Origin of the sequence: Sphingobacterium lactis, assembly GCF_051951495.1 — a bacterium.
Lineage (GTDB): Bacteria > Bacteroidota > Bacteroidia > Sphingobacteriales > Sphingobacteriaceae > Sphingobacterium > Sphingobacterium lactis_A.
The window spans coordinates 112409-130862 of record NZ_JBNHAS010000001.1; the positions used below are offsets into that span (position 1 = coordinate 112409).

At 38.0% G+C, this 18454-nt stretch carries 12 protein-coding genes; 8 read left to right on the forward strand and 4 right to left on the reverse strand.

What is annotated here, in order from left to right; genetic code table 11:
• Positions 1-91 precede the first annotated feature (91 nt).
• From tamL to ACP6L2_RS00495, 4 genes are all read right to left on the reverse strand, one after another.
• Entirely contained in the window at positions 92-2419 is a 2328-nt protein-coding gene (tamL, locus tag ACP6L2_RS00480; RefSeq protein WP_440507340.1) for a translocation and assembly module lipoprotein TamL, read from the reverse strand.
• The gene (locus ACP6L2_RS00485; RefSeq protein ID WP_440507342.1) at positions 2385-7658 is read right to left on the reverse strand and encodes a translocation/assembly module TamB domain-containing protein; all 5274 of its coding nucleotides are present in this window, start codon (positions 7656-7658) and stop codon (positions 2385-2387) included. Before ACP6L2_RS00485 ends, tamL begins: the two co-directional genes overlap by 35 nt.
• A gap of 686 nt (positions 7659-8344) precedes the next feature.
• Positions 8345-8668, reverse strand: coding sequence for a DUF4342 domain-containing protein (locus ACP6L2_RS00490; protein WP_440507344.1), 324 nt, complete (start codon positions 8666-8668; stop codon positions 8345-8347).
• A gap of 161 nt (positions 8669-8829) precedes the next feature.
• Positions 8830-9615 (reverse strand): sulfite exporter TauE/SafE family protein, encoded by a 786-nt coding sequence (locus ACP6L2_RS00495; RefSeq protein WP_440507346.1) that lies wholly within the window; start codon positions 9613-9615, stop codon positions 8830-8832.
• 158 nt (positions 9616-9773) lie between these two features.
• Here ACP6L2_RS00495 and ACP6L2_RS00500 point away from each other — a divergent pair, with 158 nt between their 5' ends.
• From ACP6L2_RS00500 to ACP6L2_RS00535, 8 genes are all read left to right on the forward strand, one after another.
• Entirely contained in the window at positions 9774-10322 is a 549-nt protein-coding gene (locus ACP6L2_RS00500) for a YeeE/YedE family protein (RefSeq protein ID WP_440507348.1), read from the forward strand.
• Positions 10323-10325: 3 nt separating this feature from the next.
• Positions 10326-10739, forward strand: coding sequence for a DUF6691 family protein (locus ACP6L2_RS00505; RefSeq protein WP_440507349.1), 414 nt, complete (start codon positions 10326-10328; stop codon positions 10737-10739).
• A 72-nt stretch (positions 10740-10811) separates the two neighbouring features.
• A complete protein-coding gene (locus tag ACP6L2_RS00510) occupies positions 10812-11117 on the forward strand; it encodes a rhodanese-like domain-containing protein (protein WP_440507351.1) in 306 nt (101 codons plus the stop codon).
• Between the two features lie 53 nt (positions 11118-11170).
• The gene (locus tag ACP6L2_RS00515; RefSeq protein WP_440507353.1) at positions 11171-12550 is read left to right on the forward strand and encodes an MBL fold metallo-hydrolase; all 1380 of its coding nucleotides are present in this window, start codon (positions 11171-11173) and stop codon (positions 12548-12550) included.
• An 11-nt stretch (positions 12551-12561) separates the two neighbouring features.
• On the forward strand, positions 12562-13188 hold the full coding sequence (locus tag ACP6L2_RS00520; protein WP_440507355.1) for a Crp/Fnr family transcriptional regulator: 627 nt from the start codon (positions 12562-12564) through the stop codon (positions 13186-13188).
• A 145-nt stretch (positions 13189-13333) separates the two neighbouring features.
• Positions 13334-13732, forward strand: a complete 399-nt coding sequence (locus ACP6L2_RS00525; protein ID WP_440507357.1) for a hypothetical protein — start codon at positions 13334-13336, stop codon at positions 13730-13732.
• Positions 13733-13934: 202 nt separating this feature from the next.
• The gene (locus ACP6L2_RS00530; protein ID WP_440507358.1) at positions 13935-15284 is read left to right on the forward strand and encodes a TolC family protein; all 1350 of its coding nucleotides are present in this window, start codon (positions 13935-13937) and stop codon (positions 15282-15284) included.
• A gap of 10 nt (positions 15285-15294) precedes the next feature.
• Positions 15295-18447: an efflux RND transporter permease subunit gene (locus ACP6L2_RS00535; protein WP_440507360.1), complete on the forward strand. Its 3153-nt coding sequence runs from the start codon at positions 15295-15297 to the stop codon at positions 18445-18447.
• The last annotated feature ends 7 nt before the right edge of the window (positions 18448-18454 follow it).

Sequence of the window (18454 nt, forward strand, 5' to 3'; positions counted from 1 at the left end):
TGAGCCTTAGAAATACCTCATTTATAATATGAATAACATAAAAAGAGCGACTATTTTGCCGCTCTTTTTAATAATATCTATTTTCTTAAGATTAGAATGGATAACCGATTGCTAAGTTGAATACCAAATTATCTCTTCGCCAATCTCTATCCCTAATATCAATGTATTTAAACACCCAACGGTCATTTGTAGGACGATAGGGCACTCGGAACGGAATGGCAAAATCGGTACGTACGATCAAGAAGTCCAAGTCTAAGCGAAGCCCAACACCCCCACCTACAGCTAATTCGCTTAGGAATTTACCCGATAATTTACCTCCAGGTTTATTGTCGTCTTTGTTCTGTAGCCAAACATTTCCTGCGTCGATGAAGGCTGCCCAATGTAGCATACCAGCAATCTTAGCACGATATTCCGTATTCATTTCCAATTTAAAATCCCCTGTTTGATCAGCAAAGAAGTTCTCTTCTCCGATATTCTCTGGTAGAGAAGATCCAGGTCCTACAGCACGTGCTCGGAATGCTCTAAGCCCGTTAGGACCCCCTGTATAATATTGTTTTAAATAAGGTAAGGAACGTGAGTTACCATAAGAGTAAGAAGTACCGATCATCAAGCGAGATGCTAAAGTAGAGTTTGTTGACAACTTCAAATAATGGCGCATATCTGCCTCTGCCTTGATAAACTGCGAATAAGGTGTGCCAAATATGTGTTTTATTTTTCCACTATTATAGTCTGCCCCTTGTATTAAACCTAAGATATTTCCAGAAGTATTTAAACCCGCTTTTGCATAAAAAGTGTGTTTCTTATGGTTATCCATGGTATTGGTAAAGGTAAATACATAGTTCGGACCGAAAGAAAACTGTGGATCTACAATATGCCTTAAGGTAGGAACGGTGTCCATCTGGGCCCGATATTCATCTGATATGCCTCTTGGTTGCACATAAATAATTTCCGCTAAGGTCAAATTATGATCTCGCTGCTCATTCTCTTTCCAGGCATAACCATAATTTAAGGTCATGCTGTTTAAGGTATAGGCAGTCCTTCTATTCAAAAATTCGTAACCTGCTTTTAAGAAGGTTTTAGGAATATATCGTCTTACTGGAGCCCATTTCCAAGGAGATAATAACCTTGGCCAAGTAATTCCAACCTCTGCTCCATAACGTATATAACTGGAGTTAAGATTGACATTCCCACCTGTCTGTGTCTCGTATCCTCCGAAAACCGATAAGTTTAACGTTTCAAATCCTTTGAATGCATTACGGAGCGTCCAGTTTGCTGTAACCTCTGTACCATTATAGACTGCAGCTGTCTTCCCAATCAATTCTAAACGAATAGAGCGACTAGGCAATGGTGTCAAATAATAATAAACATCCAAATGATTGGTAGAATCTGGATTATCTACAAAATCATTCTTTACGAATTTATAAGCATTTAAATTCACCAGGTGGTTAATCGTTTGATTGTGGTTCCAACGACTATACTTTTCTCCTGGATTCATGAAAATATGGTTGGCAAGTACTTTCTTACGATGTTTCTTTAAGGGGTCAACAATGTAATACTTGTCATCAAACTTCTCTGTATTTCTAGGTATTCTTCTTCTATTGGTGGATGAGGTCTCTCTGTAATCAGCAAATATGTAGACATTCCCAATATATTGGGGCTCTCTAGCTTTTGCGGGTGTTTCCGGTTTCACTGTTACATACATGTCAACCTTGTGGTCACCAATGGTACTATCTACCTCGACAAGGATGTTGTCAGGACTGAAGTAATAAAAACCATTATGTTTTAAATCATCATCGATACGATCTCGCTCATTTAAGATCACATCCAAGTTATAGTTATTACCAGGTTTGAGTAAGGATCGATTACTAGGGTAATGGATTCGCCAACCTAAATTGGTCGTGGTATCTACATCAAAAACGACTTTATTGATACGGTAAATTTTTCCAGGATAGGCATCGTAACGAACGGAAGCATACTTCTCTTTGATCAAGGTGTCGGAAGATACTTGTGCATTAAAGAAACCCAAGTTCTCCATTTTCCCACGTAATAAGTTCTCATTATACTCCCGGTTTACATCGCCTAATTTCACGGGTTCTTGGCCATTTCGCTTTAACCATTTACGGATAAAGTTATTCGTACTGTCCGGACCTCCACCCATGTTCCATAAACCTACTTTGTAATAAACCCCTAGCAATTTACTATTGGGTTTAGGTAGGAGGGATTCCTCTAAGGACTTTTCAAATGCTTCCTTATTCTCTTGAGACATGCTGTCATGATGAATGACTACATCCCCTCCTGTATAAAACTTTTCTCCCTCAGCAAGATATTTAGTCGGATTACAACTTGTAACCAATACGGCAACAAAGATTGTTCCTAACAGATACTTAATCTTCATTGTTTCCTCCTTCCTCTTCTTCATTCTTTATAGCTGATTGATTCGACTCTTTTATTCGATCGGTCGTATCAGGTTTATTTTGTGTACTATCTTGTTGTTGTTTTTTCAACTCTTCTTGTTTTTGGCGCTCTTCCATTCGTTTACGGAATTCCGGGTCAACACGCATTAAACTATCACGAATTACCAATCGAACACTATCGCGGTATAAGGTGTCAGTCTCCATACGCTCCACATCAAACCTTCTGCGGAATCCTCTTGTATCCGTATTGTAGTACTCTTGAAGCGCTTTAGAATTCATGAACAACTCTTTGAATTTGTCATAACTCATATTGATGATGAAACCAATACCCGTTTCTACAAACTGACCTTGAAGTGTTGCTTGGTACTGATTTTTCCGGTAAACACGAGCAAAGTATCGACCATCCTTGGACAATTGATAATCTAAGGATATATCACCCGCTATGTTTGATGCCTTCTCACCTGGTCGAGTATTACCTTCAACCTCAAAATTAGATCCAATGGTAATTTTTAAACGGTCATCAAACAACATCTTCGAAATACCCACATTTAAGTCTGTCCGTGTTTGCGCATTACCAGTTAAGTAATCCTCTTCCGAATTTAAATTGAAATCAAGCTCTACACCTTTAATGAGGTCAGATGCCAAATTATTCAATTGTGAGGTTAAGAATGAACTTACCGTACTTCTAGCCATGGATTCAGCGCCTCCTCCAGATAAACTTTCGAATGGATTTGCCGACATAAATCTACCCAAGGCAATTAATGAGAAAACCTGTTTGTTTAATTCTGCCGGATCTTCACGAATATTTGATAAGGCAATATTTACCTTACTTACTACATCCTGAGAAACAATGGCGTTGCTCTCATCTAAGTCAATATCAAAATTAATCTCCGGTTTGAACAACTCACCCGTAAGTTTTAGCAAGACATTGAATGGAATACGTTGTTTATATAAGTTTTGACTTTCAGATCCGATTTGGTTTTGAACCAACTCGAGGGAAGCGAACTTACCCGTATAGACGGCTGTAATATTCAAACGAGCATCCAAAGGATCTCCATTCCAGGTAATTGTACTTCCTTTTTGGAATCTAAAGTCTTTGGATATTGGTCCAAGTGAGAAGGTATAATCTCCATCTTCTACAGTAAATGTTCCTGACATAAAGATTTTGTCATTAGCGTCTATACTGGTGTTGATTTCAGCAACTCCTTGGATATTCAAGGCGTCTTTTGTTCCTTCATCAAGAATAATCTTGAATTTCGCTTCTCGATCTGTACTTAAATTCAAGGCAATATCATAACCCGATAAGGTACTTGATACTTTCGTCATGGAATCCAATTGCGCAAAAACATTTGCTCTCGTCGTATCGCTTTTATCTACGAATTTAACGACACCATCGCGTTGAGCAACCCCAGGATCGTCATTAGGGACAATGAAATTGAAATCTGTACGCTCATTGGCCTTGACATTTCCATCAATCCTTGGCTTGTCAAGATTACCCGTCACACGTAAATTCGATGTTAAATACATCTTACCGAAGAACATATCATTATCAGCACGTGTAGAATTCATGACTTCAAAATCATCTGTTGTTAAATTCAAATTGAAGTCAAAGTCGGTATAAGTAGTTGTTCGAATACTACCATTTATCCTTGCAACATTATTTCTAGAATCTACAATGTTGAACTGACGGAACGTAATTCCTTGATTGTTGAAATATATTTTTTGTCCATCGATTTTCATGTTTGAATTTAACATCGATGCATTGATGATGGCATCATTAAATGTCAATTCCCCATTAATACGTGGAGCTGAAGTTGTTCCTGTTATTTTTAAGGAACCTGTCAGATCACCTTGGCTGCCTTTTAAGTTACCCAAACTGAATGCTTCAATGGTTTTAACTGTAATAGGTTTTAAATCCAAGGTAGCATCAATCTGCATATCGCCTTCCGCAGGAATAATAACATCCCCGATTAATTGAACATCATTTCCATTCTCTGTAATGCGTACGTCTGCCGAATAGGTGTTTTCTTTTATGTTGTTCACTTTTACTAGAACATTTCCGATCGTATCCTTACCAAAGAAGAATTTATCAATGGTCAGGTCAGAAACAAATACAGGGTTGGCTTCCAATCTGGAAACAGTTGCAGTACCGTTAATTCCACCTCCTAAATTTAGATTTTCGGAATCCAACATTCGCGAGAAGGTCTCTATACGGAAATTATTAAAGTTAAGATCAATAGGGGAGTTCAAGGTAGAATCCTTGGATTGAATTGTCAGTTCCTGACCATCATTCGTTAAACGAAATGCAGTAGCACGAATACCATCTTTCCCAAAACTTAGCTTGTTATTCGGGTCAATGGCCCAATTCTCATAATTCAGCATTAAGCCATCCTCTTTTAAGGAGAAGTTATAGTTATTAGCTGTCACATTCATGGCAGCACCTAGATGGTATTGCTCTTTTTCTTCTTTATCCTTAATCCAAAGACCAAAGTCCAGAATATTATTTGCGACATTACCACTTAATACGGTATTATTTAGCTCAATATTATTGACTTTAACATGGCCGATCAAGGTATTGTAATATAAGGTACTATCCGCTGTAATAATATCTAAACCGATATTTTCTACCTCTGTACCAGCATAAGTGATTTTAGGTGCCAATAATTTGGCCATAACCATTCTGTCCTGACTATTGAATGTACCATCTAAGGTAATATCGTCCATCCGCTCTAAATCGGGCAAGAAATCACGTATGATCCGGGCATTATTTAAGCGAGCAGAGAATTCAAATTGCTGAGGACTGTAAGTTAATACGGTACGATCATTTGAAGGATTATAATAGGTTCGAATAATATCCGTAATAGATGAACCTAACTCCGTTAATTTATATTTACCAGTTAAGTGACCGTTCAAGAACTCAGAACTCAGAAGCAAGGTGTTTTTGCTGGTATCAGCAATAGCAGTCAGAGCTACCGTATCCAATACATAACGGTCATCGTTATACGCAATCGAAGAATTTACCACCTTTAGAGATCCGTTCAGATGATCTAAATCAAAGGTTTCAAAGTCAGCAGTAATCTTACCATGGTATCTAAGGTTTTGGTCCATTAACTTCAAATTCTTGAAATTAACGGAGTCAATCATCATTTCTGCAAAAATCTTAGGATATCGACCACTCATATCCGCAGTTATGCTGGCGTCTAAATCCAGGTTAGGGTCTGGACTATTAATCGTTCCTGAAATATCTCCACGGTTAGCAGTCAAATCAAAGTTAATATCATGATAACCATAGCCTAGTGCATCAAAACGATCCAAAGTACCAGTGATATCAGCTACCATGGTCTTCGGATTAAGACCAGTACCATTTACTTGTGCCGATGCTGCAACATAACCCAATACAGAATCCTGTTTAAGGAATTCACCTAAATTGAAATTATCAACCGTAACAAAGGCATTATAGGTGGTGTCACGACCCATTTTTAAATTACCATTTACTGTGGCATTACCTTGTTCAGTAACTAATTTTAAATCCGCATCAAAGCCTGTCATTCCTCCTTTAAAAGTACCTGCTAGACTTATGTTTCTTGGTAATTGAATACTATCCGGCAGAAGAGAAGGGGCAACTAGTTGATTAATATCCGCACGGCCTGTAACTAATTTTTTGATATTGATGTCTAAATACATCTTATCCACATCAGGTAAACCCTTGATATGGGCAGTAGCAATCACATGTGTGTTTTTTAAGGTTTTAAATTCAAACCTTGGGATTCTTAAATCATTAAGCTTTCCAGTTACTTTTCCATCAATGTAGAACTTCTTATTCATAAGAGGTCGCATGACCTCTTGTTTTTCCAAGTCTGGTGCTAGAAAACGAATATCGCGCATGTCAATATGACTTTTCTTAATATTCGCGGAAATAAGCATACTAGCAGGATTCTTCGATACCGCATCAAGAGAAGGATAGGAAACAATAATCTCATCCCGAATTATGGTATTTGGTGTTTCGATCAATAAATCCTTAACCGTTGCACCTTGGTTTCCGTATATAAAATCACCTTTAAGCTGCTTTAAATTAAAGCCAGAATGATCTTTAACCGTTAGGTTGGTTAGCTTTCCGGATATCGAGTCCGAAGAATAATAGAGATCGTCCATTACCCCAGCCAGATCTGTCATTTTTAGATTGAAATAATCCAATCCTTTTGTGCGCGCCTGATTATCATCACGGAACCAAAATTTTGTCTTGTCAATTACAAGTTTTTCAGCTGATACAACCCAATTCACGGAACTGGAATCACTACTAGTAGTCTCAGCTTTCTTGTTGACTTTGCCTAATATAACTTCCGATTCGGAATCATCTAATTTGATTTCTTTTAATTTGACAATTTCTTTGTTCAAGTCTAATTGTTCAACATTGGCAACCAAATTTTTGATATCAAATTTGGTTTTCATATTACCTGCCTCATCATCGTATCGTACGAAGATGTTTTTCAGGTTTATGGTATTAATGCCTAAGTCAGGTAGGAGAGAACTTGCCTCAACAGATGGGTCGGAAATACCGAAATCTGATGCATCCGGGGCTTCTGCCTCTGTAGCAACTGACCATTGCTTGATAACCGCTGTTAACCCATCAATATTCACGACAGGCATATCAAACGCCATATTATTCTTGAGGTCAAACCGCTTGATACGCGTGTCAAATTTATTTAAGAATAAGTCCGCAGACGTTCCAATTACATCATCTTTATACTTGAATTTTATTCGCTCGAAATTTACCTTATCAATGTCAAATATTAATGCAGAAGAACTATCTGCTGTCGTCGTGCTTTCTTTTTCCGTAGCGAAAGCATTGACAATATAACTGAAGTTGAAGGTACTGTCAGGTAAGGTGCGGTTAATTTTTGCTGTGATACCTTTTAATTCAAATTCTTTGATCTCAACAGTGTTCTTCAATAACTTGAACATGTTGATGTCTACGCGCAATTCCTCTCCAGCCAATAAGGTGTCCTTGGATTGATCGGCAAAATAGACGTTTTCTAAGACTAATTTTTTGGGGAATGTTATATTGATGTGACCGATATCTACCTGTGTACCAAGCTTGTTTTCAAGGTAGGTGGTGACTTTTCCTACTACATAGTTCTGGACTGCTGGTAAACGAATGAGAAAAATCGCCAATAGTAAGAGGGCAATAACGGAACCAATAATCCATAGGATAGTTTTTAATGCAATACGGCCAAATCTATTCAAAGCGAGCGAATGTTCTTGTTTTTGTTAGTAATATATACCTTTTCTTAACAAATTGTAACCTATTTTGTTTAATAATCATTCAAAATAAGTTCTCTGTTCATCTTACAAATATAGCCTTTGAAAGGGAATTATACATAGTTTTGTTGCCTTCTACTTAATTTCACCCATTAGATTTAACGAATGACGTAAAATGCTATTCGATTTGTTTTTAATACTTTATGTCCTGAATCATTTTGAAAAGTTAAAACGCAATGTAAAATTAAAGGTTGTTTGAATTGTCACTTCAAATTTTTTAAAGACCAGTTTATTGAAATTTATAAAGAAATTGTAATGAGAATAATAAGGTTATGGAATAGACATACTATGGTTCAATGACTATTATTTGGGAAGATAGCTTTACGATAATTAAGAGCATTTTGAAATTAATGAAAACGGTCTAGATCTATTAAATTTGTTGGTAAAATAAAACAAATATATGTCAATTCACTTAATCGCTCTTCTGAATCATTTAACTTACTCTCTTAGAATAAAAGGAGGCTGAATATAGTATCCATACCTCATTTTTTTTATTTATTTGAATGATATTTTATGCTTTATCGCTGATTTAACCTATGAAAAAAGAGGTCGACACACATGTGTGTCGACCTCTTTCTTTGTAAAATCTAAAAATTTATTAATTCTTAAGCTTAGTGAACTTCAATGTTCGTACCTTCTGATTTTTCTTCTGTTGCAGTTGGCTCTGCAGCTTCAGTAGTTTCAGCTTCTTCAGATTTGTCTGTACGTTCCACAGTAATTTTGCACTCCGTTAATAAAGCTGCAATCGCACCTACTGCAGCAAATATTGGTGCTAATACAACGCCGATTACTCCTAAAGTCACTGGGAAATTCATGATTTCTTTTCCGCCTTTATCGGTAATGGTAATTTTTGTCACATTGCCTTCAGCAATTAATTCCTTAATTCTCTTTAATAAGTTCTCACCCGTTACGGTAAATGTTTCTTTAATTGACATAACTCTTTTGTTTTTATTTGTTTAATTTCTATATGCTTTCGCGTTTAATTGTATATCAAAGGTAAGCGAACAGCACATAACTTGGTGCGATAAATAGGTTAAGTCAATTTATTTTTCGGTGATTGACCGTTTATATTCGGTGAAAATACCTTAAGGAATTTTTATTTGGATAATTCTTGTAACAGAATTAGCGTCGCCATAGCCAAGACAAACCATCCAAAAGCTGGCTTTAACTTCTTACCATCTATTCTTTGGCTCATTCGAGCACCGATTAGAATTCCGACAATGGCAATGCCTGATATCCCCAACATAAATCCCCAATTCATACCCTCTACATCCATCTTGCCTAAAAAACCAATCAATGAATTTGCAGATATAATTAACAAGGATGTTCCTACAGCTTTTTTCATGCTCATTTGGCCGAAAATTATCAAGGCTGGAATGATGAGAAAACCACCTCCTGCACCTACCAACCCAGATATTAGACCTACTGCTGCTCCCTGTATTAATAAGGGAAGAATACGACTAGGTTTCTCTTCCTGAGGAATCTCCTTGGATTTGATCATATTATAAGATGCAAACAACATCAATAAGGCAAAAAATAGCATAATGGCCATATTCTTGGTAACTACCATTCCCCCAACATCAAACAATTCATCAGGAATAGCATTAATCAAATAATGTCGGGTAAGGAAGACTGTGATAATAGAAGGAATACCGAAATATAATGCCGTGCGAAAATCTATAAGTTTATTCTTAAAATAGGGGATGGCACCCACCATACTGGTGCTACCGACAACAAATAAGGAATAACTCGTAGCCAATAGTGGCTCAACATGGAAAAGATATACCAACACAGGGACTGTCAAAATGCTCCCTCCACCTCCAATAAGACCTAAAGAGATCCCTATTCCTATTGAAGCGATATATCCTATTATTTCCATCATGTCTTCTAAATTTAGGTACAAAATTGAAAGAAATGCTTTTTAGTTTTGGTTACATAGGTTACAGTAGGTGAAAAATATGATTTGAATCATATTTTGGTAACATAGGTTACCTAGTTGCCCTGTCCTAATTCTTAACTTTGCATAAAATTTATCACACTATGGAAATTATCTTGGGGCCGTGGCCTTGGTATGTGGGAGGGGCATTGGTCGCCTTGATCATGATTGCACTGGTTTTTTTAGGAAAGAGTTTCGGGTTTTCGTCAAACTTCAGAAATATCTGTTCCATGATGGGTGCTGGAAAGTCTTGTAGCTTTTTTGATTTTAACTGGAAAAGCCAAAAATGGAACTTACTTTTTCTAGTAGGGGCTGTTATTGGCGGTTTTGTAGCGGCAAATTTCTTGTCAACCAATCAAGTTCCAGCAATTTCCGAAGAGACTGTTGCACAGTTAAAATCGATTGGTTTTGAATCTGCAGGAACTGCATTTGCACCAACCGAGTTATTCGGTGAGCTATCTATTAAAAATGTGCTCCTATTAGCAGTAGCTGGTTTACTAATAGGTTTTGGTACTCGCTATGCTGGTGGCTGTACCTCGGGACATGCCATTTCAGGACTTAGTAACTTACAATGGCCATCCTTAGTTGCGGTTATTGGCTTTTTTATCGGTGGTCTTACCATGGTCCACGTACTTTTCCCTTTAATATTCTAGACAATGAGACAAACTATTTATATCCTATTAGGGATACTTTTTGGTATCGTTATGTACAAAGCTGAGGCAGCATCTTGGTTCAGAATTTATGAAATGTTCAACTTCCAATCTTTTCATATGTTTGGATTTATGGCAACGGCTCTAGCTATCGGTGTTACAGCATTTTATTTTATCAAACGCAGCAATGCCAAGGATGCGACAGGTCAACCTATTAGTATGGCCGATAAAGCAAAATCAATCCCTCGTTATCTAATTGGAGGAATACTATTTGGCTTAGGTTGGGCTTTGGCAGGTGCTTGTCCTGGACCTATATTCGTGCTTATTGGTGCAGGTATGTATCCCATGCTAATTGTAGCAGGATTTGCCATTCTAGGTACCTATTTGTATGGTTTAATGAAGGATAAGTTGCCCCATTAATCTTACGAACGTAACAAATGTAACCGATATCAGATATTGTTCTGGGTAAATTTGTACTTTAAAAAAACGAATATGATACAAGTATTAGCATACAAAGAATTTCAGGCAAAAATTAATAATCAGTCTGTGCAATTAATTGATGTAAGATCAGCTGGGGAGTTTCAAAGTGGAAGTATTGATGGCGCTATTTGCCTGGATGTAAATTCACGAGCATTTATTGAAAACGCGAAGGAATTAATAAATTTGGATAAACCTATTTATGTTTTTTGTAGATCAGGAATGCGAAGCAATATGGCTGCAGGGATCTTAAGTTCTTTAGGCGCAACTGAAATTTTTGACTTAGAAGGCGGATATATTAATTGGAAAAACCACCAATAACTCGTCTCAATTGAAATTAAATTTGTATTATTAAATCTAAAATAAGGAGAGAAATGTTTTTTCAACAAGTATACGACAAAACCCTTGCACAAGCGAGTTACTTTATAGGCTGTCAAGCTAAAAATGAAGCGATTGTTATTGATGCTCAACGCGATATCGATGTTTACTTAGAAATCGCCAAGCAAAATAACATGACCATTACACACATTACAGAGACTCATATCCATGCAGATTTTCTTGCTGGCTCGCGTGAGCTTGCTGCTGCAACTGGTGCGCAGTTATACCTATCTGATGAGGGTGGAGACAATTGGCAATATGAGTTTCCTCATATCGGTCTTAAGGAAGGCGATAAAATCAACGTAGGGAATCTATCGTTGGAAGTAATGCATACCCCAGGACATACTCCTGAAAGCATCAGCTTCTTATTACGTGATCATCCTGCATCTGATGAACCGGTAATGATATTTACAGGAGACTTTGTTTTCGTAGGTGATATTGGTCGTCCTGATTTGCTGGAAGAAGCAGCAGGGATGGTAGGCACCAAAGAATTAGGTGCGCAGCAGATGTTCCAATCCCTGAAAAAATTCACCGCATTGTCCGATTTCATACAAGTATGGCCTGGTCATGGTGCTGGATCTGCCTGTGGTAAAGCATTAGGATCTGTACCTAGCAGTACTGTAGGGTATGAGAAAATTAGAAATTGGGCATTCCAATTTGGAGATGATTATGAAGGTTTCAAAAATTACTTATTAAGTGACCAACCGGAAGCTCCTTATTACTTCGCTATGATGAAGAAATTAAATAAGGTCGATCGTCCGCTATTAGTTGAAGTGCCGAAGCATCCAACCATTTCTTGGTCGGAAGCAGAAAAATTAAACGATGTAACTTTAGTAGATACGCGTCATAAAGATGAGTTTGCCAAAGGACATGTGGAAGGTTCCATCAATATTCAAAACAATAAGGCCTTAGCAAATTGGGCTGGTTGGGTGTTGAATTATGATGATCAGTTACTGGTTATCGCTGATGAAGGTGCGCAAGAAGAAATAACCCGTAAACTTATGCGCATTGGTTTGGATAATATTCAAGCCTTTGTGACAAACTTAGATGGTGCTAATTTGGTGAAAACGAAGATCGTTGATGCAGATGCTGTGGAAGAGTGGAAAGATAAGGAGGATACGGTATTATTAGATGTTCGTGGAAACTCCGAGTTTAAGGCAGAGCATATTCCAGGTGCGGAACATCGATTTATCGGTAAACTCATTAAAAATCTACCTACGGATATCAAGGATAAAAACATTATCATCCAATGTCAATCCGGTGACCGTGCAACCATCGCTTACTCCTTCTTAGAGAAGAACGGTTTTGATAATCTTTACAATTACTCGGGTAGTTTTTTAGATTGGAAGAAAAACGGAAAACCAACTGTAAAATAGTAAATTAGTATATGAGTTTGATAGAAACCGCATATACAGGGATATTAGAGCCCGCCTTAATCGAAGAGATTGAGGCGGTTGCTACTATTAAGTCTTTCGAAGTAGGTGATATAATTGTTGATATTGGGCAATATATCCGTTCTATGCCCTTATTACTCACCGGAGCAATAAAGATTGTTCGAGAGGATGAAGATAGAGGGGAAGTGCTGTTGTATTATCTAGCGCAAGGCGAGACCTGTACCATGTCTATAGCATGTTGCATGGGAAATAAGAAAAGCGAAATCCGTGCGCAAGCAGAAATGCCAACAACGGTGGCTATGATTCCCAATAACTTCCTAAATGATTGGCTGGTTAAATATAATTCTTGGCGAAATTTTATATTAAATAGTTACTCCTCTCGAATGAATGAAATGTTAGGTGCAATTGATAATTTGGCATTTTCTAACATGGAAGAACGGATCATGAATTTTCTAAAAGAAAAGGTCCGCCTGACCAACGATCGGATATTAACCGTCACTCATCAGGATATTGCCATGGATTTAAACACCTCTCGCGTAGTAGTTTCCAGGATTCTCAAGAAACTCGAGAATGAGGACAAAATAGTCCTCCTGCGAAATGAAATACGAGTATTGGTCTAAAATATCTTTTATAAATCGGTAAGAAAAAAAAACTCTACCGATTTTTTTTTACCCAATACATAATCTAATCGTCAAAAAGTGAATACAATCCAATAAAATACCCTTACAATTTTTATTATAAGCTAATTAGCCTTAGTTTTGTAGCATGCTGGAAACCAATTTTAAGTCCATCCAACAATTTAGTATGCTAGCCAAGGTGCTAGGCATTGTACTATTGTTTGTGTTGACTTCCTGTCCGTTGAAAGCTTCTATAAAGCAGAGTCTCAATCCAGATTCCCACATCGAACTAAAGAACAACAAAATTCATCGTATCGATGCTTCTGTGGATCAGTTCGCGGATTTTTGTAGCTCTGCCATTGAACTTAACAACGGTACCCAGGCCGTCAGCGCGGAATTTCAATTCCAACCGCTTTTGCTGTCATTTGGTTTCGTGTTCCTATTAGCGCTTTTCATCCCTCAACAGGAAAGCATTTTTGTAAATTGGAATACTGCCAAACTCAAAAGCAACCCTTCCTTAATTCAGATAAGAAGACTTAACCTGTAGACTTCCCCTAATTTATTTTTTTGGCTTTACTTGAACATTTTCGATCAAGTGACCTTATAGTTTATATGCCTGTATAAGGAGGATTCCTAATGCTATTGAATCTTAAAAAACCAGGTGTTATTCACTAAAGTCATCCTCAAAAGCCGGGATAAAAAATTAGTCTATTTATTTATTTATTTATTCTACAAGTTAAAAGACCTTTATGTTTTTATCAAAGAAACATTTCATAGGGCTATTATTGATCTTGATAAATCAAGTTGCTTTTGGGCAATCATTACATGATTTATGGGAAAAAACAGCCTCTTATTACAAAGGATTTGACCTTAAAAAGCAACAGATCCTTATGGCCAAACAAGATAGTTTGGACCGATTAATTAAATACCGACCTCAGGTTCAAGTACAAGCTCAACAAGGGCTAAGCTCCCTTTCAGGAACCTCAGGTACGTTCTTGCCTCTTCCAGGTATAATGAACAGCAATGGTAATACCGTTAATAGCGACCCCATATTCAACCATTTCCTGTCAAGTACGCTGAATTGGGATATCGTTAATTTCGGAAAGAAGCAATTGGATAAAGAAATCGGTAGATCGCAAATCCAACAAAGCCAAACCGATCAACACTTATTCGAAATACAAATTCAGCAGAAACTTGCTGAACGCTACTTAAACTATCAATATTTACAGGTTCTAGAAGATTGGTTTAATAAACACAATGCTAGATACCAATCCATTTTGCAACTGACGATAGGCTTAGCAAAGGCAGGAGTAAAACCTGGTGCTGATTCTTTATTAGCTCAATCCGCATTAAATCAGGTTCATAGTAATTTGACGCTGTTGGAAGGTCAGGCTGAAGGAGCGAAATTTCTACTCCATGAATTTACTGGTGAGACTATTCAGGAGTCTGCATCAAAAAATATCAGCCCTTTTCTGAATTTGATCGATCATCAGGATATTGGCGTGACTATGCACCCGCAATTGCTTATTAAGGATGAAGAAGCTAATATGTTGGCCTTGCAAGAGAAGAAATTAGCAAAGGATAAAATGCCGAGAATCATGCTTTTAGGAGGTCTAGCAAGTCGTAGTAGTACCATTTCCTCTACTGGTGAAGCCCTAACGGATTATGGTCAATTATATGACAATTTTGCCAACAACTATTATGTAGGACTAGGATTGACATGGAGTCTGCAGGATTTATGGCAATCCAATTCGAAACAGCGCAGTAGCCAATTGCAGCAAAGAAATGTTAATCTTGAGAAAGAACTGATCAATAATGAACTATCCAGTCAATTGCAGAATGTTCAAGCCCAATTACATGCCGCAGTACGCGGAATTGATGCTTCCAATAAAAGTCGTAAAGAAGCTGAAGATGCTTATCAACTTTATAAAGCGCGATATGAAGGCGGCTTGATCAATCTTTCTGAACTATTGCAAGTGCAGGATGTACTCCTTCAAACAGAAAAACAAAATTTAAATGCCTACATGGATTATTGGAAGCTGTATGTTCAGCTGAGTTATCATCAGGCAGATTTTAACACCTTATTTCATCATTTTTAAGCAATAGACTATGAATTTAATCAGATTTGCATTACGCAAGCCTATAGCTATCATGATGTTTGTTTTAGCAATAGCCTATTTTTCTTGGCCAGTTATAAAAAAGGTCAAAGTTGATATTTTTCCGGAGATCGAATCTCCGGCCATGTACATTGCCATGCCTTATGGTGGACTCTCACCAGCCTATATGGATGGTTTTATGGCCAATGAGTTTCAAAAAGTTCTACTTTTTGTCAACGGGGTTAAAGAATTGGATTTTAAGAGTGTGCAGGGTTTAACGCTTATGAAATTAAGCTTTTATCCTGGCACAGACATGTCTCAAGCATCGGCAGAGATTTCCATGCAAGTATCTCGAGCCATGGGATTCCTACCAGCAGGTGCAGTGCCACCTATGGTGGTACGCTTTGATGCCAGTTCCTTACCCGTAGGTCAATTAGTCTTTGACTCGGATGTTCATAGCGTGACGGAATTACAAACGATGGCTATTACGAAGGTAAGGCCCATGTTTGTGAATATCCCAGGTATTACCGCTCCGGCACCTTTCGGTGGTAATATGCGGAGTTTGGTGGTCAATATCGATCCCCAAAGAATGAAAGCGAATGGCCTTAGTCCAGAAGAAATTACCCTGGCAATTACCAAGAACTCTATCCCTTCGCCTGCAGGAAATGTGCGGATAGGGGACAAGAATATGATGGCTCCTGTAAACTCCATTTCTTCGGGTGTAGAAGAGTTTTTACAGACTCCCGTCAAGTCAGTAGATGGACGGACCGTATTAGTAGGGGATGTCGCATCTGTGATGGACGCAGCTGACCAAACAGTAGGATATTCCATTATTAATGGCAAACGCTCGGTTTATCTTCCGATTATCAAAAAGCCAGATGCTTCAACCTTAGATGCGGTTGATAACCTAAAAAAGGCTTTGCCCATGTTGGAAAACTTATTGCCAGAGGGAGTGAAAATAAATTATGCCTTTGACCAATCTGTTTATATCCAACGCTCACTCAGTAATTTGATCTTTGAAGGTGTCTTAGGAGCCTTATTGACAGGTTTAATGGTATTTTTGTTCTTGCGAGATCCTCGTGGTGCCCTCATCGTAATCCTCACCATCCCTATTGCTATTTTATCCAGTGTCATAACCTTGCACTTTTTTGGGCAAACCATCAATATCATGACCCTTTCCGGGTTAGCCTTGTCCATTGGTATACTGGTCGATGAAGCAACGGTTACCATTGAAAATATTCACCAGCATATGGAACTGGGAAAAGCCAAAGCCAGAGCTATCCTAGATGCATTATTGGAAATATCAGCAGCAAAATTGCTCATCCTATTAAGTATTCTAGCGGTATTGACACCAGCTTTCATGATGGAAGGGATACCACGGGATATGTTTATGCCACTTTCCATGGCAGTTGCTTTTGCCATGATAGCTTCTTTTATTGCTTCTCAAACCTTTGTGCCCATTATGGCGAATTGGATTATGAAGCATAAGCATAGACCTAAAGGAAAGCCGAAAAAATCGTTGGTAGACCGTATCTCAACGAAATATGTCTTCAATTTGCGGAATCGTTTTTCCAAATCAAAAACATACACTTTTAGTTATTTGATCGTGGCCAGCATTCTGGTTTTCCTGACTATTGGATTTATAGGAACGGAAATCATGCCTAAATCAGAAGGTGGTGATTTTCAGCTTCGCCTGCGTATGCCGGATGGAACCCGCCTAGAGAGGACAGAAGAGACGGTTAAAGCATTAACAAAATCCTTACAGGCAGAATTACCAAATGAAAGTGTGAAAATCAGTTCGGCATTTGTTGGAATGCATCCTTCTGCGAATCCGATTAATCCTATTTTCTTGTTTACCTCCAGTACTGGAGAGGCAGTCCTTCAATTATCATTAGATAAGAAGAAGTTAGGAATGAATACCGATGGGTTCAAAGAGTTTGTTCGAGACCATATCACCAAAAAATATCCGAAATTGCTTTATAATTTCGAACCGATCGAGTTGATGGAGAAAATCATCAGCCAGGGTTCAATGACACCAGTAGAGGTAAAAGTGAGTGCCCCACAATTGAAGGCTGCAGTAAAACATGCCGAGAAAATAAAGGCGGAGATGGCGAGCTATCCATTTGTTCGAGATCTTCAGATCGCAGAACCATTGAAATATCCTACTATAGATATTCAAATTGATCGTCGCCGTTTAGCTGAATTTGGCTTGACGGTACAAGAGGTCTCCAAGAATATATCCGCAACCACTTCTTCAACTCGTTTTACGGACAAAAACCTGTGGGTAGATCCTAAATCAGGTCTTGTCTTTCAGGTTCAGGTACAAGTTCCAGAAAATCTGACACATACTATTGAGGATATAAAGGCTATTCCTGTGAAAAAGGGAAGTAGTTTTCCCTTATTGGAAGATATCGCCAGCATCAGTTATAAAGATGCACCAGCTCAGGTAAATCGTCGAGGACCTAATCGATATGTTAGTATTATCGCAGATGTACACGAGAAAGATTTAGGTGCTGCCAATAAGATGTTGGATCAAGTATTAGAGAAAGTAGGCGAGGCTCCTAAAGGTGTCCGTGTTTGGAAGGAAGGATCCTTGGTTCTTTTGGAGGAAACATTGATTGGTCTTCTTTCTGGATTGTCCATTGCTATCGTTGTTATCTTCTTTATGATGTCTGCATATTACCAGTCGCTCCGTATTTCCATTGTGATCTTATCGGTAGTTCCAGCAGTAATTGCAGGTAGTGGAATCATGCTATGGATTGGTGGTAGTACATTGAATTTGCAATCCTATATGGGTATGATTATGTCCATCGGGGTTTCGATTTCCAATGCAGTGCTCTTGATTAATCAGGCTGAATGGTATCGAAAGAAGATTGGTTTAACAGCTTCTCGTTCGGCATTAGTAGCTGCCAAATCCAGGTTCAGACCTATTTTAATGACAGCAATGGCTATGTTGGCTGGTATGCTTCCTATTGCTTTAGGTATGGGAGAAGGAGGAGAACAAGTGGCTCCTTTAGGACAGGCAGTGATGGGTGGTTTAATAAGCTCTACGGCTACTATTCTACTTATCGTACCATTAATTTTCGGACTTATTATGAAAAAAGCTGCTCAAACGGAACCTTCATTGGATCCAGATGATGTGGCTAGTAAATTCTATCAACAATAAAATCAAC